We start from the raw sequence: 22,064 nt of genomic DNA, 5'->3' as shown, positions 1-22,064 counted from the left end.
GGACGCGTGAAGATGGGCCAATGCCCACCACTGACCCACCCGAAGTCATCGACCGGCGCGAGGGCCCGTACGGCGAGGTCGTGCTGCGGCGGCACGGGGAGCTGCTGCAGATCATCGCCAACGGGTGCTTCCTCATGGACACTTCGGACGGGCGCTCGGAGCGGTTACTGGTCGACGCCGCCCTCGACGCGCTGGCCGGTCGTTTTCGGCCGAGTGTGCTGATCGGGGGTCTGGGCGTCGGTTTCTCGCTCGCGCACGCCGCGGCCGACCCGCGTTGGGGGCCGATCACAGTTGTCGAACGCGAACTCTCCGTCATCGAATGGCATCGCGCGGGACCACTGGCCCAAGTCTCCGAGCGGGCGCTCGCCGACCCCCGCACGGACATCGTCGCAGCGGATCTCGTCGAGTACGTCAATGAGACATCCGACACGTTCGACGCGCTCTGCCTCGACATCGACAACGGGCCTGGTTGGACCGTCTGCGAGGGCAACGGAAACCTGTACTCACCTGCCGGACTGGCAAGCTGCGCAAGGGTGTTGAGGCCTGGTGGGGTACTCGCGGTGTGGTCCGCCCAGCCATCTGCGGAATTCGAGGAAACCTTGGGGAATGCCGGGTTCCAACACGTGCGTACCGAAGAGATCCCGGTTGCCCGGGGAGTTCCGGACGTCGTACATCTCGCGGTCCGACCTGGATAGCCGTGGCGTGGTGACTGCCCGTACCCTGCTTGCCTGGCGCCGATCATTCAAGCGTCAATCGCAGTCATGCGCACCCATGCGCAGTCAAGGGATCACCCCACTGATTCCGGAAAGCAACTCAGGGGCGGGCGATGGAGCAGACACACACCTCCCACAGCAGCACGACAGCGACGCCGGGCGCGCAGCGCCGGGTGCTCGTGGTCGAGGACGACCCGACGATCGTCGACGCCATCGCGGCCCGCCTGCGCGCCGAGGGTTTCGTCGTACAGACCGCGTCCGACGGTCCGGCCGCCGTGGACACCGCCGAGGCCTGGCAGCCCGACCTGCTGATCCTCGACATCATGCTGCCCGGCTTCGACGGCCTGGAGGTGTGCAGGCGCGTCCAGGCCCAGCGGCCCGTCCCCGTGCTGATGCTCACCGCCCGGGACGACGAGACGGACATGCTGGTCGGGCTCGGCGTCGGCGCCGACGACTACATGACCAAGCCGTTCTCCATGCGTGAGCTGGCCGCGCGTGTGCACGTCCTGCTGCGCCGGGTGGAGCGGGCCGCGCTGGCCGCCACCACACCGCGCTCGGGCATCCTGCGCCTCGGCGAGCTGGAGATCGACCACGCGCAGCGCCGGGTCCGGGTGCGCAGCGAGGACGTACACCTCACGCCCACCGAGTTCGACCTCCTCGTATGCCTCGCGAACACCCCGCGTGCCGTACTCTCGCGCGAACAGCTGCTCGCCGAGGTGTGGGACTGGGCGGACGCGTCGGGGACGCGGACCGTGGACAGCCACATCAAGGCGCTGCGGCGGAAGATCGGCGCGGAGCGGATCCGCACGGTGCACGGTGTGGGGTACGCCCTGGAGACCCCGACGCCCTGAACCGGTGCTCGCACCGCGTGCGCAGAGCACACGCAGGCACGTAGGCACAGGGGGCTGGTGGCGGTATGAGCGGTGTCGGTGACCCACGGTCGCGGAACCTCGGTGACCCACGCCCGCCGAGCGTGGGTGACCCACACTCGCCGAGCGTCGGTGACCCACACTCGCCGAGCGTCGGTGACCCACACTCGCCGAGCGTCGGTGACCCACGCCCGCTGAGCGTCAGTGGCACGCAGTCGCGGAAGGGCGCGGGACCGCTCGGCGGTCTGCGCCCCTTCTCGATCAAGACGAAGCTCGGCGCGCTCGTCGTCATCTCGGTCCTGATCACCACCGGTCTGTCGATGATCGCGGTGCAGACCAAGACCGAGCTGCGCTTCATCATGGTGTTCTCGATGATCGCCACACTTCTGATTACGCAGTTCGTGGCGCATTCGCTCACCTCCCCGCTGGACGAGATGAACGCGGTCGCCCGGTCCATCTCGCGCGGCGACTACACGCGCCGGGTCCGGGAGAACCGCCGGGACGAGCTGGGCGACCTCGCGCACACGATCAATCTCATGGCCGACGAGCTGGAGGCCCAGGACCGCCAGCGCAAGGAGCTCGTGGCGAATGTCTCGCACGAGCTGCGCACGCCCATCGCGGGCCTGCGGGCCGTCCTGGAGAACATCGTGGACGGCATCTCGGCCGCCGACCCCGAGACGATGCGTACGGCCCTGAAGCAGACCGAGCGCCTGGGCCGGCTGGTGGAGACCCTGCTGGACCTCTCCCGCCTGGACAACGGCGTCGTCCCCCTGCGCCGCCGCCGCTTCGAGGTGTGGCCGTACCTCTCGGGCGTCCTCAAGGAGGCCCAGATGGTGTCCACCGCGCGCGGCGGCATCACTTCGGGCTCCGGCAACCACACGCGAACGGACGTCCATCTGCACCTCGATGTGCACCCGCCGGAACTGACGGCCAACGCGGACCCGGAGCGGATCCACCAGGTCGTCGCCAACCTCATCGACAACGCGGTCAAGCACAGCCCGCCGCACGGCCGCGTCACCGTCAAGGCCCGCCGCGGCCCCACCCCCGAGTCCATCGACCTCGAAGTCCTCGACGAGGGCCCCGGCATCCCCGAGTCCGAATGGCACCGCGTCTTCGAACGCTTCAACCGAGGTGCCGTCAGCTCCCCCCACGGCCCCGGCAGTGACGGCGGCACCGGCCTCGGCCTCGCGATCGCCCGCTGGGCGGTGGACCTGCACGGCGGCCGCATCGGCGTGGCCGAGTCCCCCAAGGGCTGCCGCATCCAGGTGGCGCTACCGGCGCCATGAGGCGCCGCCCCGCGACAGGGGCGCCCCGGATACCCGCCACACCCCTGGCTGAATCCCCCCGCCATTGCCGGATTTCGCTCATCCTCCCGGGGCTTACTTCTTCGCCAAGTTGACGTAAAGTTCGAAACGGAGCCACAAGATCCACGCCAGGTCCGCACTGACGGACACGTGTGATCAGGTGCGTTCGGGCAAAGGGCCGCGTGTACATCACCGCAGGCCCGACCGTACGCATGCCCACACCGCGCCCCTCACCCCCGTTCCGGACCGGAACCACGCTTGTTTCCCGCCATTTCCGCCACCGAAACGCACTTTCCGATGTGACTTACACGACGATGGGCGGGCTCGGCCTGACCTTCCCGGCCACGGGGGCGTAGCCTTTATTCCCGCTGTCCATCACCTTGTGAAGCGGAAGAGGGCGGTTGCCGCCGTGTCGCCACAGTCCCCCAGTAACTCGAGCATCTCGACCGACGCAGACCAAGCGGGTAAGAACCCCGCTGCGGCCTTCGGTCCGAACGAATGGCTCGTCGACGAGATCTATCAGCAGTACCTCCAGGACCCGAATTCGGTAGACCGAGCCTGGTGGGACTTCTTCGCCGACTACAAGCCGGGCGCAGCTGCCGCCTCGGCTCCGTCGGCCACTGCGGCCGCGGGGGCCGCAGCGACCACCACACCCGCGGCGCCCGCCGCCCCGGCCAAGGCCGCCCCGGTGGCCCCGGCCGCGCCCGCGCCGGCGGCCCCGAAGCCCGCCGCTGCCGCCCCGGCCCCGGCCGCCGCGAAGCCCGCGGCCGCCAAGCCGGCCGCTGCCGCCGCCCCCGCGAAGGCCGCGTCCGCGGCTCCCACCGGGGGCCCGGAGCTGGTCACGCTGCGCGGCCCCGCCGCCGCGGTGGCGAAGAACATGAACGCCTCCCTGGAGCTGCCCACGGCCACGTCCGTGCGCGCCGTCCCGGTGAAGCTGCTGTTCGACAACCGCATCGTCATCAACAACCATCTGAAGCGCGCCCGGGGCGGGAAGATCTCCTTCACGCACCTGATCGGCTACGCGATGGTGCAGGCCATCAAGGCCATGCCGTCGATGAACTGGCACTACGCGGAGAAGGACGGGAAGCCCACCCTCGTCAAGCCGCCGCACGTCAACTTCGGCCTCGCCATCGACCTGGTGAAGCCCAACGGCGACCGTCAGCTGGTCGTCGCGGGCATCAAGAAGGCCGAGACGCTGAACTTCTTCGAGTTCTGGCAGGCCTACGAGGACATCGTCCGCCGCGCCCGTGACGGCAAGCTGACGATGGACGACTTCACCGGCGTGACGGTCTCCCTGACCAACCCCGGCGGCCTCGGCACCGTCCACTCCGTGCCCCGTCTGATGCCCGGCCAGTCGGTCATCATGGGCGTCGGCTCCATGGACTACCCGGCCGAGTTCCAGGGCACCTCCCAGGACACCCTGAACAAGCTCGGTATCGCGAAGGTCATGACGCTCACGTCGACCTACGACCACCGGGTCATCCAGGGCGCGGCCTCGGGCGAGTTCCTGCGGGTCGTCGCGAACTCCCTCCTCGGCGAGACCGGCTTCTACGACGAGATCTTCGAGGCGCTGCGCATCCCCTACGAGCCGGTCCGCTGGCTCAAGGACATCGACGCCTCGCACGACGACGACGTCACCAAGGCCGCGCGGGTCTTCGAGCTGATCCACTCCTACCGGGTCCGCGGCCACGTGATGGCCGACACCGACCCGCTGGAGTACCGCCAGCGCAAGCACCCCGACCTGGACATCACCGAGCACGGGCTCACCCTGTGGGACCTGGAGCGCGAGTTCGCGGTCGGCGGTTTCGCCGGCAAGTCCCTGATGAAGCTGCGCGACATCCTCGGTGTGCTGCGCGACTCGTACTGCCGCACCACCGGCGTCGAGTTCATGCACATCCAGGACCCCAAGCAGCGCAAGTGGATCCAGGACCGCATCGAGCGCTCGCACTCCAAGCCGGAGCGCGAGGAGCAGCTGCGCATCCTGCGCCGCCTGAACGCGGCGGAGGCCTTCGAGACCTTCCTGCAGACGAAGTACGTCGGCCAGAAGCGCTTCTCGCTCGAAGGCGGCGAGTCGGTCATCCCGCTGCTGGACGCGGTCCTCGACTCGGCGGCGGAGTCCCGTCTCGACGAGGTCGTCATCGGCATGGCCCACCGCGGCCGCCTGAACGTCCTCGCGAACATCGTCGGCAAGTCGTACGCGCAGATCTTCCGCGAGTTCGAGGGCAACCTCGACCCGAAGTCGATGCACGGCTCCGGCGACGTGAAGTACCACCTGGGCGCCGAGGGCACCTTCACCGGTCTCGACGGCGAGCAGATCAAGGTCTCCCTGGTCGCGAACCCCTCGCACCTGGAGGCGGTGGACCCGATCCTGGAGGGCGTCTCGCGCGCCAAGCAGGACATCATCAACAAGGGCGGCACGGACTTCACGGTCCTGCCGGTGGCCCTGCACGGCGACGCGGCCTTCGCGGGCCAGGGCGTGGTGGCCGAGACCCTGAACATGTCGCAGCTGCGCGGCTACCGCACCGGCGGCACGGTCCACATCGTCATCAACAACCAGGTCGGCTTCACGGCGGCCCCCGAGTCGTCGCGTTCCTCGATGTACGCCACGGACGTGGCCCGCATGATCGAGGCCCCGATCTTCCACGTGAACGGCGACGACCCGGAGGCCGTGGTCCGCATCGCGCGGCTCGCCTTCGAGTTCCGCCAGGCGTTCAACAAGGACGTGGTGATCGACCTCATCTGCTACCGCCGCCGCGGTCACAACGAGTCGGACAACCCGGCCTTCACCCAGCCGCTGATGTACGACCTGATCGACAAGAAGCGCTCGGTGCGCAAGCTCTACACCGAGTCCCTCATCGGTCGCGGCGACATCACCCTGGAAGAGGCCGAGCAGGCGCTGCAGGACTACCAGGGCCAGCTGGAGAAGGTCTTCACGGAGGTCCGCGAGGCCACCTCGCAGCCGGCGTCCGCCGAGGTCCACGACCCGCAGGACGGCTTCCCGGTCTCGGTGAACACCGCGATCACGGCGGAGGTCGTCAAGCGCATCGCCGAGTCCCAGGTCAACGTCCCCGACCACATCACCGCCCACCCCCGTCTGCTGCCGCAGCTGCAGCGCCGGGCGGGCATGGTCGAGGACGGCACGATCGACTGGGGCATGGGCGAGACCCTCGCGGTCGGCTCCCTCCTCCTTGAGGGCACCCCGGTCCGCCTGGCGGGCCAGGACTCGCAGCGCGGCACCTTCGGCCAGCGTCACGCGGTCATCATCGACCGTGAGACCGGCGAGGAGTTCACGCCGCTGATGTACCTCTCCGAGGACCAGGCGCGCCTGAACGTCTACAACTCCCTCCTCTCCGAGTACGCGGCGATGGGCTTCGAGTACGGCTACTCGCTGGCCCGCCCCGACGCGCTCGTCCTGTGGGAGGCGCAGTTCGGCGACTTCGTCAACGGCGCGCAGACGGTCGTGGACGAGTTCATCTCGTCGGCCGAGCAGAAGTGGGGCCAGACGTCCGGCGTCACGCTCCTGCTCCCGCACGGCTACGAGGGCCAGGGCCCGGACCACTCGTCCGCCCGCCCGGAGCGCTTCCTCCAGATGTGCGCGCAGAACAACATGACGGTCGCGATGCCGACCCTGCCGTCGAACTACTTCCACCTCCTGCGGTGGCAGGTGCACAACCCGCACCACAAGCCGCTGGTGGTCTTCACCCCGAAGTCGATGCTGCGCCTCAAGGCCGCCGCGTCGAAGGCGGAGGAGTTCACGACGGGCCAGTTCCGTCCCGTCATCGGCGACGCCTCGGTCGACCCGGCCGCGGTGAAGAAGGTCGTCTTCTGCGCCGGCAAGGTCTACTACGACCTGAACGCCGAGCGGCAGAAGCGCGGCATCACGGACACGGCGATCATCCGCATCGAGCGCCTGTACCCCCTCCCGGGTGCCGAGCTCCAGGCGGAGATCGCCAAGTACCCGAACGCCGAGAAGTACCTCTGGACCCAGGAGGAGCCGGCGAACCAGGGCGCCTGGCCCTTCATCGCCCTCAACCTGATCGACCACCTGGACCTGGCCGTCGGCGCGGACGTGCCGCACGGCGAGCGCCTGCGCCGCATCTCCCGCCCGCACGGCTCGTCGCCGGCAGTGGGCTCGGCGAAGCGGCACCAGGCCGAGCAGGAGCAGCTGGTGCGTGAGGTGTTCGAGGCGTAACAGCTCTCGCGGACCGTACGCGGCCGGGCCGCACCCCCTCTCCAGGGGGTGCGGCCCGGCCGTTTCGGCGCACTTATCCTTGACCCATGTACTTCACGGACCGTGGCATCGAGGAACTGGAGAAGCGGCGCGGCGAGGAGGAAGTCACCTTCGAGTGGCTCGCCGAGCAGCTGCGGACGTTCGTCGATCTGAATCCGGACTTCGAGGTTCCGGTGGAGCGGCTGGCGACGTGGCTGGCACGGCTGGACGACGAGAACGAGGACGAGTAGCCACTCCCGCGAGGACTCGCGTCAGTCGCGGGGGTGGGCCAGGTCGTACAGCAGGCCGAGGGCGCCGTGGGCGAGGAGGAGGCCGCCGGCGACCAGCCAGCCGGGGCTGCGGCGGTGCAGGCCCCAGGCCGTGAGCGGCAGGCCCGCGAGCAGTTGGGCGGTGGCGAGGGCGCGGGCCCTCGGGGTGCCGGCCCAGGGGAGCCAGGGGCCGAGGCGACCGCGTTCGAGAACGTCCAGTTCGCTGCGGACGGCTCCGCGCCAGCCGGTCCACTCGATGCGCTGGACGTCGGGCTGCACTCGGGCGGCCTCGCGGAGACGGTCGGCGGGTTCGCCCGGGACGAAGCCGGCCGGGAGGGTTACCCCCGCACGGGTGAGGACGGCGAGGAGGCCACGCATCCGGGCGCGCGCGTCCGCCTCCGGGTCGGGCCTCGTGAGGTCGTCCAGGGACTGCGTGTCGAGGACCGGGTCCAGGCCCAGCCGGGCGGCGAAGGTGCGCATCGCCTCGTCCTCGCCGACCGGGGTGCCGTTCGCGAGCCAGACATAGCCGACGGTGCGGCGGAAGCCCACGGCGAGGGTGTAGCCGCTGCGGTCCGCGTCCCACCACACGGCCAGTACCGGCCAGGGGACGCCCACGGCCAGGGCGGTGGCCCAGCCGGTGAGGACCCGGTCGACCGGCTCCCCGCCGTGCGTCCACGGCTTGCCCTCGGGTACGAGCACGCTCCACTCGGGGCCGGCCGAGGTGAGCAGCATCCGCTCGCGGAGCAGCTGGGCGACGGGGGCGACGGAGTCGGGATCCGCCCGGCAGAGCAGAAGCGCGCCACGCGCTCCCTGAGAGTTTTCCGTCGACATACCCCCCACGCTAGGTCGATTTGTTCGCATATATCCCTGCGGGATCACCAGAACGGGTGTCTTGACTTTCCGTGACCGCGATATATCGTGAATTACGTGAGACGCGATATTGCGTGTCTCGCTTCTGTCGCTCCTGTCGGTTCCATCTGGTTCTGTCTGGTCTTTTCGAGGAGGTCAGCACCATGTCCGAGTGGTCCGTCGCCGAGCCGCGGAAGCTCACGTTCGACGAGCCGGTGACGGCGCTGCGGGTGCGAGTCGTCCACGGAACGGTGAACGTCGTGGGCACCGACGAGGGTTCCGCCCGTCTGGAAGTCTCCGCCTTGGAGGGCCCGCCACTGACGGTGACGCAGAAGGACGGCACACTGACCGTCGCCTACGACGACCTGCCCTGGAAGGGCTTCCTGAAGTGGCTGGACCGCAAGGGATGGCGTCGCAGCGCACTGGTCTCGCTCGCCGTCCCGAGCGGCACCCGCGTCGAGGTGGGCGTCGTCGGCGCCACCGCCGTCGTGACCGGTCTCGCCGGGCGTACGGAGGTGAAGGGCCTCTCGGGCGACACCACCCTGGTCGGCCTGACGGGCCCGGTGCGCGCCACGACGGTGTCCGGGAACGTCGAGGCACAGGCCCTCACCGGCAGCCTCCGGCTCAGCTCCGTCTCCGGCGATCTGACCGTCATCGAGGGTGCCTGTCCCACCGTGAAGGCCGAGTCGGTGAGCGGCTCCATCGTCCTCGACCTCGACTCCACGGGCGGCCCGGCCGACATCGGCCTCACCAGCGTCTCCGGCGGGATCGCCATCCGCCTCCCCCACCCCACGGACGCCGAGGTCGAGGCCAACACCGCCGCCGGCACCATCTCCAACGCCTTCGACGACCTCCGCGTCAGCGGCCTCTGGGGCGCCCACAAAGTCACCGGCCGCCTCGGCACGGGCAACGGCCGCCTCAAGGCCATGACCGTCTCCGGCTCGATCGCCCTCCTCCGCCGCCCTCCGGCGGAGGACGAGCCCTGGGGCGAGGACCCGGGCACGGGCGCGGGCGCCGGTCGGGGGCTGGGCGACGGGGCCACCACCCCGGCGGCCGAGCGACCCGCTCCAGTGACCGACAATTCCACTGTGGACTCCCCCATTCCGCCTGCCGCGCCCGCTGCCGTTCCCCCCACCGACCTCGACGGTTCGGCCGGCGATTCGGCCGCCACCGGCTCGGCCGAGCCATCGGCCGATGGCTCGGCCGATGGCGCGCCCGTCGAGGCGACCTCCCGCACGACCGACAAGAAGGTGCTCTGACATGCCTCCCGTCTTCGCCCACGGACGCCTGCGGCTGTATCTGCTGAAGCTGCTGGACGAGGCGCCGCGCCATGGCTACGAGGTGATCCGGCTGCTGGAGGAGCGCTTCCAGGGCCTGTACGCCCCCTCCGCCGGCACCGTGTACCCCCGGCTGGCCAAGCTGGAGGCCGAGGGCCTGGTCACCCACACCACCGAGGGCGGCCGCAAGGTCTACGCGATCACGGACGCGGGCCGCGCCGAACTCGCCGACCGGAGCGGGGAGCTGGCCGACCTGGAGCTGGAGATCCGCGAGTCGGTGGCGGAGTTGGCCGCCGAGATCCGGGCCGACGTACGGGGCGCGGCGGGCGACCTGCGCCGGGAGATGCGGGCGGCGGCCTCCGAGGCCCGCAAGGGTGCCGGGACGGGTGCCGGGGAGCAGGGCCCGCCCGGGGACTTCGGGGAGCACGCCGACAGCGAGGCCTGGCGTGCGGCGAAGGAGGAGATGCGCCGCGTCAAGCAGGAGTGGAAGGAGCAGGCCCGGCGGGCGAAGGACGAGAGCCGGCGGGCCCGCGAGGAGGCCCAGCGCGCCCGCCGCCAGGCCAAGGAGGCGCAGGACCGGGCGCGCACCCAGGCCCAGGAGGAGCTTCAGCGCATCGCTCAGCGGGTCCAGGACCATGTGCAGGACCACTTCACGCGGGGTGACTGGCCGACCGGGGTGCGCGAGGGGCTGACCGAACTGGCCAAGGAGTTCGGCGAGTTCGGGAAGGACTTCGGAAAGGAGTTCGGCAAGGACTTCGGCTTCGGGCGTACGGGTACGGGAGCCGGGGCCGAGAGCGGCGCGGGGCCCCGGACCGACACCCGGACCGGCAGCGGGGCCGGGGCGGGCGTCGGGGAGCCCGAGTACACGACCACCCCGGAGGACTTCCCGGCCGACTACGACCCCACCTGGGTGCACGAGGCCCCCACGGGCGACCCGGCCCGCGATCTCGACCGCCTGCTGGACCGTTTCCGGGACGACATCCGTGACGCGGCCCGCGACCACGGCGTCACGGAGGCCCAGCTCCGCGACGCCCGCCGCCATCTGTCGACAGCGGCGGCCCACATCGGAGTGACGCTGCGGGTGCCCAAGGGGTAGGGCGGGTCAGCCCGCCTTGGCCTCCCCCGCGCCGTACAGGACGCGTTCCAGTGCCTCGTAGGTCACCCCGTGGTCCGCGAGGATCTCGGCCGGGACTCCGGGGCGGGTGGTGAGGGCGAGGAGGAGGTGTTCGTCGCCGAGGTGGCGGTCGCGGTGGGCCTGGGCCGTGCGGAGGGAGCGGGTGAGGACGTCCTTGGCGTCCCGGGTGAAGGGGCGATGGCCCGAGCGGCGCCCCTTGCCCTTCCTGCCCGACGCCAACGCACCCACTCCATGGGCCTCTTCGACACGGGAGACGATCTCCGAGACGTCGATGCCGAGGTCACCGAGGGCGTCCGCATCGGCGCGGGAGAGGCCGCCCCGGCGGCGGGCCTCGGCGAGGGCCTGTGTCACCGAGTCCCGGCAGTCGGCCAGGCCCAGCGCGGTCAGGGCGAACGAGGCTCGACCGGCCTCGCGGTCCAGCAGCGCGAGCAGCAGGTGCTCTTCGGTCACCGCGTTCGCGTGCGAGCGCTCGGCGTGGTCGACCGCGCCCAGGACCACGGCGCGGGCGTCCTTCGTGAATCGTTCGAACATCAATGCCTCCCGTACTTCTTGTGCACGGCCTGCCTGCTCACACCGAGTTCCGCGGCGATCTCCTGCCACGACCAGCCCTGATTGCGCGCGCCGCGCACCTGTACCGCCTCCAGCTGCTCCAGCAGCCTGCGCAGCGCGGCGACGGCACGCAGCCCGATCCGGGGGTCGCGGTCGCCCGCGCGCTCGGCGAGATCCGTTGCTTCGGTCATGCCGTCAACTTACGTTGACACCACCGCTCGCGTCAACCCCGGTTGACATGACGACGGCCGGCCCGATGTCCGGGCCGGCCGTCGCACGAGAGGAGTCAGCACTCAGGGACCAGTGAGGACGATCTTGCCGAACTGATCGCCGGACGCCAGGCGTTCGAAGCCCTCGCGGGCGCGGTCCAGGGGCAGCACCTCGTCGATGACGGGGCGTACGCCGGTCGCGGCGCAGAAGGAGAGGAGGTCTTCGAGTTCGTCCTTGGTGCCCATGGTGGAGCCGACGACCTTGAGTTCGAGGAAGAAGATGCGGGTCAGCTCGGCGTGGGAGGGACGGTCGCCGCTGGTGGCGCCCGAGATGACGAGGGTGCCGCCGGGGCGCAGCGACTTCACCGAGTGGGACCAGGTGGCGGCGCCGACGGTCTCGATGACCGCGTCGACACGCTGCGGCAGCCGAGCCCCCGGCTCCAGTGCCTCCACCGCGCCCAGTTCCAGGGCCCGCTTGCGCTTGGCCTCGTCCCGGCTGGTGGCGAACACCCGCAGGCCGGCCGCCTTGCCGAGCACGATCGCGGCGGTGGCGACACCGCCGCCGGCGCCCTGCACGAGGACGGAGTCGCCGGGACGTACGCCCGCGTTGGTGAAGAGCATGCGGTAAGCCGTCAGCCAGGCGGTGGGCAGGCAGGCGGCCTCTTCGAAGGAGAGTTCCCTGGGCTTGGGGAGCACGTTCCAGGTGGGGACGGCGACGAGTTCGGCGAAGGTGCCCTGGTAGCGCTCGGTGAGGATCGAGCGGGGCTCCTCGGGGCCGACGCCGTGGCCGGTCTGGCCGATCACCGAGTGCAGGACGACCTCGTTGCCGTCCTCGTCGACGCCGGCGGCGTCGCAGCCGAGGATCATCGGCAGTTTGTCCTCCGCGAGGCCGACGCCGCGCAGGGACCAGAGGTCGTGGTGGTTCAGCGAGGCGGCCTTCACCTTCACGGTCGTCCAGCCGGGCCTCGGGTCCGGGGCCGGGCGGTCGCCCAGCTCCAGTCCGTCGAGCGGTCGGTCACGGTCGATGCGGGCGGCATAGGCAGCGAACATGGGCCTGACCATAGGGGGACGCCGGGGGCGATGGAACCGAAGAGCACTGTGACACGCGTCCCGTCGCGCTCGGTGCGGCAGGGTGGGGCTGTTCGGTCGGCTGCGGGCCCGGTGGGGGCTGGTCTTCAGGGGCGCGGGGAACTGCGCGACCAGCCCCCACCGGACCCGCAGCCGAACACCCCGCGATCGACCCACGAACCCAACGGCCCCGCCCCCCACACACAGGGACGGGACCGTCAACGCTCGTATCCATCCCCGGCGTCAGCGCCGCGCCACACCCTCCGCCCGAGCCGCCGCGGCGACCGCCGCGGTCACGGCCGGGGCGACCCGCTCGTCGAACGGCGACGGGATCACGTAGTCGGGCGCGAGGTCGTCCCCGACGACCGAGGCCAACGCCTCGGCGGCCGCGATCTTCATCCCCTCGGTGATCCGGGAGGCCCGCACCTGGAGGGCGCCCGCGAAGATGCCCGGGAAGGCGAGGACGTTGTTGATCTGGTTCGGGTAGTCGGAGCGCCCGGTCGCGACGACGGCCGCGTACTTGTGGGCCACGTCCGGGTGCACCTCGGGGTTGGGGTTGGCCATGGCGAAGACGAACGCGCCCTCGGCCATCGAGGCCACCGCCGCCTCCGGGACCGTACCGCCGGAGACGCCGATGAAGACGTCCGCGCCCGCGAGGGCGTTCTCCAGGGAGCCGGACAGCCCGGCCTTGTTGGTGAGCTCGGCGAGTTCACGCTTGACCGGCGTGAGGTCGTCGCGGTCCGCGGAGACGATGCCCTTGCGGTCGGCGACCGCGACGTCTCCGAGGCCCGCCTCCAGCAGCATCTTCGCGATGGCCACACCGGCCGCGCCGGCGCCGGAGATGACGGCGCGCAGGTCGCCGATGCCACGGCCGGTCAGCTTCGCCGCGTTGCGCAGGGCCGCGAGCGTCACCACGGCCGTGCCGTGCTGGTCGTCGTGGAAGACGGGGATGTCGAGGCGCTCCTGGAGCCGCTTCTCGATCTCGAAGCAGCGGGGCGCGGAGATGTCCTCCAGGTTCACGCCGCCGAAGGAGGGCGCGAGGCGGACCACGGTCTCGATGATCTCGTCGACGTCGGTGCAGGCGAGCGCGATCGGCACGGCGTCGACGCCGCCGAACTGCTTGAAGAGGATCGCCTTGCCCTCCATCACGGGCAGGGAGGCCTCGGGGCCGATGTCGCCGAGACCGAGGACCGCCGTACCGTCCGTCACGACGGCGACGACCGACGACTTCCAGGTGTAGTCGTTGACCAGATCCGGCTGCTCGGCGATCGCGGTGCACACCCGCGCGACGCCGGGCGTGTAGGCGAGGGACAGGTCGTCCTTGTCCCGGATCGGCACGGTGGCCTGCACGGCCATCTTGCCGCCGCGGTGGAGCGCGAACGCCGGGTCGAAGGAGTCCAGGGAATTGAGAGGGTCCCCGCCGCCTTCGTGGCCCGTACTGCCGTCGCCGCTCCCGGTGCGAGGATTGACAATCTCCGCTGCCACTTTGTTTACCCCTTAGGTCTTCATGGTTTGAGGGTGACCGCTCCCGGTTCGGGGGCGGGCGGGCACCGCGCCAGTCCCGGATCACCGATACGTACGGCGTCAGGTATGGACTCAGACGCGACGGGCGCGCCGCACACGCGCCCTGGGCCCCGGATGAGGGGTGTAAGGAACCTTCTTACCGGACGGACGCTGTCGACGACGAGTCCACACCTGTTGATACCTCGAAGGTCACAACTCGAAGGTCATTCGCAGCCGATCTCGGCCGGTTCGGCTCATCTACGGATGACAGGAGAAGTCAGACAAGTCATAACAAACCCTGTACGACCACGTGTGCGGAGTTCGCAGCCGATCGCATCCTGAGATGCACCGAAGATCTTCCGGCCGGAAGGGAGGATCCCCGCACAGGATCCGGCGGGATCGCCTGGTCCGCAGCGGTTCGTAGGTCATCCGGCGGTCATTCGGGGATCACCCGTTATCCGATTTTGACATGGCTGGTCATCTGAATGCACATGTCCGAATGGCAAGATGCCGTAATCACACGAGGTCGCCACACTCGAAGACGCGTGTTAATCGTCGACCTGTCGGCAACTCCACACCACCCCGCCGGAGGAACCCACCATGACCGCAAGCACCACCTGTCGTACGACCGGCCTGCGTTCCCGGACAGCCGCGGTCGGAGCGATCGCGGTCGCGGGCGCACTGCTGCTCACCGCCTGCGGTGACCAGACCAAGGACAACGGTTCCGACAAAGCCTCCGCCAGCGCGGCCCCGCTGGCCGACCAGCTCCCCGCGACGATCCGGGACAAGGGCGTGATCAACGTCGGTTCGGACATCGCGTACGCCCCGGTCGAGTACAAGGACGCCTCCGGCAAGGTCGTCGGCATCGACCTCGACATCGCCGCGGCGATGGGCAAGCAGCTCGGTGTGGACTTCAAGTTCCAGAACGCCACCTTCGACACCCTCATCGGTGGTCTGGCCGCCAAGCGGTACGACATCGCGATGTCGGCGATGACCGACACCAAGGACCGCCAGGACGGCGTCGACTCCGACACCGGCAAGAAGGTCGGCTCCGGCGTCGACTTCGTCGACTACTTCACCGCGGGCGTCTCGCTCTACACCAACAAGGGCGACGATCAGGGGATCAAGACCTGGGACGACCTGTGCGGCAAGACGATCGCCGTGCAGCGCAACACGTTCTCGCACGATCTCGCCAAGGACCAGGCGAAGAAGTGCAAGGAGGACGGCGCGAAGACCCTCAAGATCGAGGACTTCGCCACCAACCCCGAGGCCGAGACCCGGATGCGTTCCAAGGGCGCGGACGTCGTCTCCGCCGACTACCCGGTCGCCGCGTACTCGGTGAAGACCTCGGGCGACGGCGAGTACTTCGAGATCGTCGGCGACCAGGTCGAGGCGGGCCCGTACGGCATCGCGGTCGCGAAGGAGAACACCGAGCTGCGCGACGCGCTGCAGGCCGCCGTCCAGGCGATCATCGACAACGGCGAGTACGAGAAGATCATCAAGAAGTGGGGCGTCGAGGACGGCGCGATCACCGAGTCCAAGATCAACGGCGGCTCCTGATCTCTCGCGCGGTATCTCTCGGCTCGGCTCTGAAAGGCTCCACCCTTGACTGTTGACGTCAACAAGACGGACGGTCCCGCCGACACACCCCCTGCCGGTCCGGAGGCCATCAAGGCCATCCCGGTCCGGCATCCGGGGCGCTATGTGTCCGCGGCCATCGCACTCGCTGTCCTCGGCTCGATCGTCTACGCGTTCGCGCAGGCGAAGAAGATCAACTGGGGCGCGGTCCCCGACTACTTCTTCGACGACCGCATCATCGAGGGCGTACTGAACACCCTCCTGCTCACCGTGCTGTCCATGGTGATCGGCATCGTCGGCGGCATCCTGCTGGCCGTGATGCGGCTGTCGAAGAACCCGGTGACCTCGACGGTCGCGTGGTTCTACATCTGGTTCTTCCGCGGTACGCCGGTCCTGGTCCAGCTCTTCGTCTGGTTCAACCTGGGTCTGGTCTTCGAGTACATCAACCTCGGGCCGGTCTACAAGGACTACTGGTCGTCCTTCATGACGCCGCTGCTGACGGCGCTGCTCGGCCTCGGTCTCAACGAGGCCGCGTACATGGCGGAGATCTGCCGGGCCGGTCTGCTCTCGGTCGACGAGGGCCAGACGGAGGCCTCGCACGCGCTCGGTATGAGCCACGCCAAGACCCTGCGCCGGATCGTCATCCCGCAGGCGATGCGTGTGATCGTGCCGCCGACGGGCAACGAGGTCATCAACATGCTGAAGACCACGTCGCTCGTCTCGACGGTGCAGTACGTGGACCTGCTCAAAGCGGCCCAGGACATCGGCCAGAACGCGGGCTCCATCGTGGAGATGCTGTTCCTCGCCGCGGCCTGGTATCTGATCCTGACCAGCATCTTCAGCGTCGGGCAGTACTACCTGGAGAGGCACTACGCGAAGGGCTCCAGCCGGTCCCTCCCGCCGACGCCGATCCAGCGTTTCAAGGCGGCGGTACTGCCCACGCGCCGCCCGAAGGGAGTCTCGGCATGACCGCCATGGTGAAGGCCGAAGGCATCCACAAGTCGTTCGGCCCCGTCGAGGTCCTCAAGGGCATCGACCTGGAGGTGCGGGCGGGCGAGGTGTTCTGCCTCATCGGCCCGTCCGGCTCCGGCAAGTCGACGTTCCTGAGGTGCATCAACCACCTTGAGAAGATCAACGCCGGCCGGCTGTACGTCGACGGTGAGCTGGTCGGCTACCGTCAGAAGGGCGACAAGCTGTACGAGCTCAAGGACAGCGAGGTCGCGCTCAAGCGCCGTGACATCGGCATGGTCTTCCAGCGCTTCAACCTGTACCCGCACATGACGGCCCTGCAGAACGTCATGGAGGCACCGGTCCAGGTCAAGGGCGTGAGCAGGGCCCAGGCAGGCGAGCGCGCCCGTGAGCTGCTCGACCGGGTGGGCCTCGGTGACAAGGTGGGCAACTACCCCTCCCAGCTCTCCGGCGGCCAGCAGCAGCGGGTGGCGATCGCCCGGGCGCTGGCCATGGAGCCGAAGCTGATGCTCTTCGACGAGCCGACCTCGGCGCTCGACCCGGAGCTGGTCGGCGACGTCCTCGACGTCATGCGCGACCTGGCCGAGTCCGGCATGACCATGGTCGTCGTCACCCACGAGATGGGCTTCGCCCGCGAGGTCGGCGACAGCCTGGTCTTCATGGACGACGGTGTGGTGGTCGAATCCGGCAACCCCCGCGACGTACTGACGAACCCACAGGAGGAACGGACGCAGTCCTTCCTGTCCAAGGTGCTGTAAGCGCGGCATGAGCCATGAGTGAGGGGCGGTACGGAATCCCGTACCGCCCCTCATCCGTGCGCCCTGCGGTCTACTTCACCGCCAGGACCAGCGCGTCGGAGGGCGAGGACCACACCGCGCGGGCCTCGGCGAAGCCCTTGTCGCGCAGGACGCGCGCATGCCAGTCGACGCCGGGGCAGTCGCCGTCGGCGTGCTCGCCGTAGATCTCGAACCGGCGGGCCGTCGGCGCGGCGAGGGCGGGGTCCTGGGCGGCGAGCTGCCACCATTCGGCCCAGTCGACGACGCCGTTCGCCTTGGCTTGTTCCATACCGGCGTGACGGTGCGCGCGCTCCGCCGCGTTGATCCGGGGCGTCGTCTCGTCGATCATGTGGTCCGCGTTCATGAAGACTCCGCCGTCGCGGACCAGCTCCGCGACCTGACCGTAGAGGGCGGCGAGGGGTTCGCTGTGCAGCCAGTGCAGGGCGGTGGCCGTCAGGACGGCGTCGTACGAGTCGTACGGCAGCCGTGTCGTCCAGTCGGGGTCGGTGAGGTCGGCCGTGACGAAGGTGACCCGCCGGTCGCCTTCGAACGTGCCCTCGGCGATGGTCAGGAGCGCGGGGTCGAGGTCGACGCCGGTGCTGACGGCCTTCGGGAACCGGGCGAACAGCCTGGACGTGATGGAACCCGTGCCGCAGGCGAGGTCGAGGACGCGGGGTTCGGGGCCGACGAAGGCCTCGACCATGTCCAGCATCACCCGGAACCGCTCCTCACGGTCCGGCATGTACCACTCCTGCTGCCGGTCCCAGCTCTCCTGCCAGGCGTGCCAGTCGGTTCCGGTCGTGGTGGTCGTGGTGGTCATGGAAGCCCCTTCCGCCGCGTGTCGCTTCTGCCCGGTACCGCGCGAAATCCCCAGCACCGCGATACCCGTCATACCCGTCACACCCGTAATACCCTGTAAGTGCGAGCAGCTGTTACCTGACCCGCATCACGACGATAGAGCGCCCTCGTAAGGACTACAAGTGGAACTGGCCTATTACTCGGACTATGCCGTACGCCTCGTCAACACCGAGGAGCCGGCCCGGGGCAAGGACTCGCTCACCTCGGTCGATGCCGTCCGCGATCTCTTCGGCGGCAACCAGTCGGCGGCCCGGCGCGCGGCGGACGCCGACGTCACCCGGTTCCGGTCGGTGCGGGGCCGGCTGCGCTCGGTCTTCGAGGCGGCGGACGGCGGCGACGAGACGCTCGCCGTGGACCTGTTGAACTCGCTCCTGCTGGAGTTCCCGGTGAGCCCGCAGATCTCCGGGCACGACTTCCGGGACGACGACGGCCGCCCGCTGTGGCACATGCACCTGGCGGACCACCCGTCGAACGCGACGGCCGGCTATGCCGCCATCGCCGCGATGGGCCTGGCCTTCCATCTCACCGAGTACGGCGTGGACCGGCTCGGTCTGTGCGAAGCGGCGCCGTGCCGCAACGCCTACCTGGACACCTCGACCAACCGCTCCCGGCGCTACTGCTCGGACCGCTGCGCGACCCGCGCCAACGTGGCGGCCTACCGGGCCCGCAAACGCCTGGAGGCGGACCGGTCGCAGAGCACGGGACGGGCGGCCGAGAACGCCCAGCGGGCGAGCGCGAACGGCGAGCGCTGACCGGCGGCCCTGGGCCGATACCTGAACCGGACTTTGCCGAGGACGAGTTCGCCGGGCACGGCCCCGTAGTCCGTGCTGTCCCCGCCGGCGTACGCGTTGTCCCCGAGCACCCACCAGCCGCCGTCGCGCCGTTCGGCGATCCGTTTGACGACGAGCAGGTCCTGCTGGAAGGGATGCCGCAGCACGATCACGTCACCGATCCGCAGCCGCGCCCCGTAGTGGACCAGCAGTTGGTCCCCGTGGCGCAGCGTCGGGACCATCGAGGGTCCCGTCACCTCGGCCGCCCCCCAGGGCAGGAGGCCCCGCCCCTCGGTCTCCTGCGACAGCTCCGGCATCACCCGGCACCTCCCCGATCCGATCCTCCGCCAGTCCCAGTCTGGCCCCGGACTTTTGTCCTAAGCCCATGGGGGCACTCGCCGAAACCACTCTCGCAGGGAGTAATGTCCCACCTGAGAAGACGATCACGAGGAAGGAATGCTCCATGCTTTCCCGCCTGTTTGCCCCCAAGGTCAAGGTCAGCGCGCACTGCGACCTGCCCTGCGGTGTGTACGACCCGGCCCAGGCCCGCATCGAGGCGGAGTCGGTGAAGGCCGTGCAGGACAAGATGGCCGCCAACGACGACCCTCACTTCCAGGCTCGCGCGACCGTCATCAAGGAGCAGCGCGCCGAGCTCGCCAAGCACCACGTGTCGGTCCTGTGGAGCGACTACTTCAAGCCCCCGCACTTCGAGAAGTACCCGGAGCTGCACCAGCTGGTCAACGACGCCCTCAAGGCCCTCTCGGCCGCCAAGGCGTCCACCGACCCGGCGACGGGCCAGAAGGCGCTCGACTACATCGCCCAGATCGACAAGATCTTCTGGGAGACCAAGAAGGCCTGATCCTCGATCAAGCCGCTGGACCTGCGCTCGCTCCGATCGCCCGGTCCACCCCCCGCACCCGGTCCGCGGGTCGCCGAATCCGGCGTCCTTGACGGTCCGGGTGCGGTCTTGTTCGGGCGGCCGGGGGTGGGTGTGGATCCGCAGCGTGAGGACGCTGAGGAGTCGGCCCTCAGCGACGGCGGACGAGATGCCACCCAGGCACGTGACGTGATGACGGCCGGGAAGGCGAAGACCCACGAGCCCGCCCCCGACGGCAGGCCTGCGCCAGCCGAGCCACCGGCCCATACCGCCCGGGCGGTACGGGCGGTACCGCCACGGAGCGGGCGCCGCCCGAGGACGACAACTCCGGTTGCCGGCCGGGCGAAGAGTCGGCCGAGTGAGGGTGCTGCGGATCTCGGACCTCACGAGATAAATGAATTGAGGCGAGACGATTCGTCTTGTTATGGTGAGGGCATGGCTTTCCTTTTCTTCGTCTGAGTCCGGGCCCGGCCGATGTCGCCGTTTCTGCTGCCCGTAGACCCTTCGCATGCCCAGGGAAAGTCATATGCGCGACCGCGCCCATACCGCCGTGCCCGCCGTCGCCCCCGCTGCCGTGGTGCAGCTGTCCGTCAAGGACGTCACCAAGTCCTATGGCACCCGGACCGTCCTCGACCAGGTCCACTTCACCGTCCGTCCGGGCGAGAAGGCCGCCGTCATCGGCGAGAACGGCTCCGGCAAGTCCACCCTGCTGCGGCTGCTCGCCGCGGTCGAGGTGCCGGACGCCGGGGAGATCACCGTCAGCTTCCCCGGCGGCACCGGCCACCTCGCCCAGACCCTCGCCCTCGACGCGGACCGCACCGTGCGGGACGCCGTCGATCTCGCCCTCGCCGAACTGCGTGACATGGAGCGCCGGTTGCGGGTGGCGGAGGAGTCCCTCGGGGAGGCGGCGGAAGAGGAGCTCTCCGCGTACGGCGAACTGCTGATCGCGTACGAGGAACGCGGCGGATACCAGGCGGACGCCCGGGTGGATGCCGCGCTGCACGGGCTCGGGCTCGCCCGGATCACCCGCGACCGCCGGCTCGGCTCGCTGTCCGGCGGCGAACAGTCGCGGCTCGCGCTCGCCTGCGTGCTGGCCGCCGCCCCCGAACTGCTGCTCCTCGACGAACCGACGAACCACCTCGACGCGGCGGCCACGCGCTGGCTGGAGGAGCACCTGCGCGCCCACCGCGGCACCGTCGTCGCGGTCACCCACGACCGCGGCTTCCTGGAACGCGTCGCCACCACGGTCCTCGAGGTCGACCGGGACGCGCGCACGGTGCTCCGGTACGGCGACGGCTGGGCCGGCTACCGCGCCGCGAAGGCCGCCGCCCGGCGCGGCGCGGCGCAGCGGTACGCGGACTGGGTCGAGGAGGTGGCCCGCACGGAGGAGCTGCTCGATGCCGCGGGGAGGCGGCTCGCCACCACCGGCCGCGACCCGAAGCAGGGTTTCGGCAAGCACCGCCGGTCCAGCGAGGCGAAGCTCGGCGGGCAGGTCCGCTCCGCCCGGGAGCGCCTGGCCCAGCTGCGGCGCGACCCGGTGACGGAGCCGCCGGCACCGCTCCGCTTCACGACGACGCTGTCGGCGGCAGACAGCCCCGGCCAGGGCCCCCTCGCCGAGTTCGACGGCGTACGGGTCGGCGAGCGGCTGCGTCTGGACGGGCTCCTCGCGATCACGCCCGGACAGCGGCTGCTGGTCACGGGTGAGAACGGCGCGGGCAAGACGACGCTCCTGCGCGTCCTGGCGGGCGACCTGGAACCGGACGCGGGCACGGCACGCCGCCCCGCCCGGATCGGCTACCTCGCGCAGGAACTGCCCGCGCACTCCACGCGGCTCCCGCTGCTCGCCGCGTTCGCCGCCGGACGGCCCGGACTGCCGGACGGGTACGCCGAACAGCTCCTGGCACTGGGCCTGTTCCGTGAGGAGGACCTGTACGTCCCGGTCGCCGCCCTGTCCGCGGGCCAGCAGCGGCGTCTGCAGATCGCCCGCCTGGTGACCCGGCCCGCGGACCTCCTCGTCCTCGACGAGCCGACCAACCACATCGCGCTCGACCTGGTGGAGGACCTTCAGGCGGCGCTCGCGACGTACCCGGGGGCGGTGGTCGTGGTGTCGCACGACCGCGACTTCCGCGCACGCTTCGACGGGGAGCGGCTGGAACTGCGTGCCGGCCGCAGATGCTGACCTTTTCGGGTCCTCCTCCGCCACCGCCGCGAACGGCCCTCGCCCCCGCCTCCGCCCCGACCTGCCCGACAGCCGGAAACCCGCTGCAACGAACGAGGGAGC

General features: G+C 70.0%; 20 protein-coding genes. 13 read left to right on the top strand and 7 right to left on the bottom strand.

The window, feature by feature from the left end; translation table 11 throughout:
- Positions 1-20: 20 nt before the first annotated feature.
- The 5 genes from I8N67_RS20355 to I8N67_RS20335 all read left to right on the top strand — a co-directional run bounded on the left by I8N67_RS20355 (position 21) and on the right by I8N67_RS20335 (position 7,347).
- Positions 21-695 (top strand): spermidine synthase family protein, encoded by a 675-nt coding sequence (locus I8N67_RS20355; RefSeq protein ID WP_200304583.1) that lies wholly within the window; start codon positions 21-23, stop codon positions 693-695.
- Positions 696-826: 131 nt separating this feature from the next.
- A complete protein-coding gene (locus I8N67_RS20350; protein WP_009341146.1) occupies positions 827-1,564 on the top strand; it encodes a response regulator transcription factor in 738 nt (245 codons plus the stop codon).
- Between the two features lie 122 nt (positions 1,565-1,686).
- Entirely contained in the window at positions 1,687-2,868 is a 1,182-nt protein-coding gene (locus tag I8N67_RS20345; protein WP_372443761.1) for a HAMP domain-containing sensor histidine kinase, read from the top strand.
- 427 nt (positions 2,869-3,295) lie between these two features.
- Positions 3,296-7,078, top strand: coding sequence for a multifunctional oxoglutarate decarboxylase/oxoglutarate dehydrogenase thiamine pyrophosphate-binding subunit/dihydrolipoyllysine-residue succinyltransferase subunit (locus I8N67_RS20340; protein ID WP_200304582.1), 3,783 nt, complete (start codon positions 3,296-3,298; stop codon positions 7,076-7,078).
- Between the two features lie 86 nt (positions 7,079-7,164).
- Entirely contained in the window at positions 7,165-7,347 is a 183-nt protein-coding gene (locus tag I8N67_RS20335; RefSeq protein WP_200304581.1) for a DUF6104 family protein, read from the top strand.
- Between the two features lie 21 nt (positions 7,348-7,368).
- On the opposite strand, the gene I8N67_RS20330 is transcribed toward I8N67_RS20335, so the two are convergent.
- Positions 7,369-8,196: a hypothetical protein gene (locus tag I8N67_RS20330; RefSeq protein WP_200304580.1), complete on the bottom strand. Its 828-nt coding sequence runs from the start codon at positions 8,194-8,196 to the stop codon at positions 7,369-7,371.
- A 182-nt stretch (positions 8,197-8,378) separates the two neighbouring features.
- Here I8N67_RS20330 and I8N67_RS20325 point away from each other — a divergent pair, with 182 nt between their 5' ends.
- Together I8N67_RS20325 and I8N67_RS20320 are read left to right on the top strand one after the other, a co-directional pair.
- Positions 8,379-9,473, top strand: a complete 1,095-nt coding sequence (locus tag I8N67_RS20325; RefSeq protein WP_200304579.1) for a DUF4097 family beta strand repeat-containing protein — start codon at positions 8,379-8,381, stop codon at positions 9,471-9,473.
- 1 nt (position 9,474) lies between these two features.
- Complete coding sequence (locus I8N67_RS20320; RefSeq protein WP_200304578.1) at positions 9,475-10,587, top strand: PadR family transcriptional regulator; 1,113 nt, start codon at positions 9,475-9,477, stop codon at positions 10,585-10,587.
- 6 nt (positions 10,588-10,593) lie between these two features.
- Here the strand turns inward: I8N67_RS20320 and I8N67_RS20315 are convergent, their stop codons facing one another.
- The 4 genes from I8N67_RS20315 to I8N67_RS20300 form a co-directional block, all read right to left on the bottom strand.
- On the bottom strand, positions 10,594-11,157 hold the full coding sequence (locus I8N67_RS20315; protein WP_200304577.1) for a Clp protease N-terminal domain-containing protein: 564 nt from the start codon (positions 11,155-11,157) through the stop codon (positions 10,594-10,596).
- Positions 11,157-11,366 (bottom strand): helix-turn-helix domain-containing protein, encoded by a 210-nt coding sequence (locus I8N67_RS20310; protein WP_200304576.1) that lies wholly within the window; start codon positions 11,364-11,366, stop codon positions 11,157-11,159. Before I8N67_RS20310 ends, I8N67_RS20315 begins: the two co-directional genes overlap by 1 nt.
- 102 nt (positions 11,367-11,468) lie before the next feature.
- A complete protein-coding gene (locus I8N67_RS20305) occupies positions 11,469-12,434 on the bottom strand; it encodes a zinc-binding dehydrogenase (protein WP_200304575.1) in 966 nt (321 codons plus the stop codon).
- A 261-nt stretch (positions 12,435-12,695) separates the two neighbouring features.
- Entirely contained in the window at positions 12,696-13,937 is a 1,242-nt protein-coding gene (locus I8N67_RS20300) for an NAD(P)-dependent malic enzyme (protein WP_200304574.1), read from the bottom strand.
- A gap of 618 nt (positions 13,938-14,555) precedes the next feature.
- Between I8N67_RS20300 and I8N67_RS20295 the strand changes: the two genes are divergently transcribed.
- Genes I8N67_RS20295 through I8N67_RS20285 form a run of 3 tightly spaced genes read left to right on the top strand, consistent with a single transcriptional unit; the run spans position 14,556 to position 17,260 of the window.
- Entirely contained in the window at positions 14,556-15,515 is a 960-nt protein-coding gene (locus I8N67_RS20295) for an ABC transporter substrate-binding protein (RefSeq protein WP_200304573.1), read from the top strand.
- Between the two features lie 45 nt (positions 15,516-15,560).
- The gene (locus I8N67_RS20290; protein WP_200304572.1) at positions 15,561-16,502 is read left to right on the top strand and encodes an amino acid ABC transporter permease; all 942 of its coding nucleotides are present in this window, start codon (positions 15,561-15,563) and stop codon (positions 16,500-16,502) included.
- Positions 16,499-17,260 carry an amino acid ABC transporter ATP-binding protein gene (locus I8N67_RS20285; protein WP_307835292.1) on the top strand — a complete coding sequence of 254 codons (762 nt, stop codon included), beginning with the start codon at positions 16,499-16,501 and terminating at the stop codon, positions 17,258-17,260. The genes I8N67_RS20290 and I8N67_RS20285 overlap by 4 nt, the downstream gene beginning before the upstream one ends.
- 70 nt (positions 17,261-17,330) lie before the next feature.
- On the opposite strand, the gene I8N67_RS20280 is transcribed toward I8N67_RS20285, so the two are convergent.
- Positions 17,331-18,098 (bottom strand): class I SAM-dependent methyltransferase, encoded by a 768-nt coding sequence (locus I8N67_RS20280; protein ID WP_200304571.1) that lies wholly within the window; start codon positions 18,096-18,098, stop codon positions 17,331-17,333.
- Between the two features lie 160 nt (positions 18,099-18,258).
- Between I8N67_RS20280 and I8N67_RS20275 the strand changes: the two genes are divergently transcribed.
- Positions 18,259-18,888: a CGNR zinc finger domain-containing protein gene (locus I8N67_RS20275; protein WP_200304570.1), complete on the top strand. Its 630-nt coding sequence runs from the start codon at positions 18,259-18,261 to the stop codon at positions 18,886-18,888.
- Here I8N67_RS20275 and sodX read toward each other — a convergent pair.
- Positions 18,792-19,223 (bottom strand): nickel-type superoxide dismutase maturation protease, encoded by a 432-nt coding sequence (gene sodX, locus I8N67_RS20270; RefSeq protein WP_200304569.1) that lies wholly within the window; start codon positions 19,221-19,223, stop codon positions 18,792-18,794. The two genes, I8N67_RS20275 and sodX, sit on opposite strands and share 97 nt — an antisense overlap.
- 146 nt (positions 19,224-19,369) lie before the next feature.
- Here sodX and sodN point away from each other — a divergent pair, with 146 nt between their 5' ends.
- Entirely contained in the window at positions 19,370-19,765 is a 396-nt protein-coding gene (gene sodN / locus I8N67_RS20265; protein ID WP_005480378.1) for a superoxide dismutase, Ni, read from the top strand.
- A gap of 544 nt (positions 19,766-20,309) precedes the next feature.
- The gene (gene abc-f / locus I8N67_RS20260; RefSeq protein ID WP_200304614.1) at positions 20,310-21,962 is read left to right on the top strand and encodes a ribosomal protection-like ABC-F family protein; all 1,653 of its coding nucleotides are present in this window, start codon (positions 20,310-20,312) and stop codon (positions 21,960-21,962) included.
- Positions 21,963-22,064: the final 102 nt, after the last annotated feature.

Origin of the sequence: Streptomyces adelaidensis (assembly GCF_016598475.1) — a bacterium.
GTDB classification, from domain to species: Bacteria; Actinomycetota; Actinomycetes; order Streptomycetales; family Streptomycetaceae; genus Streptomyces; species Streptomyces adelaidensis.
Note: the sequence above shows the minus strand (reverse complement) of the source record. Positions and strands in the feature narration are given on the sequence as shown.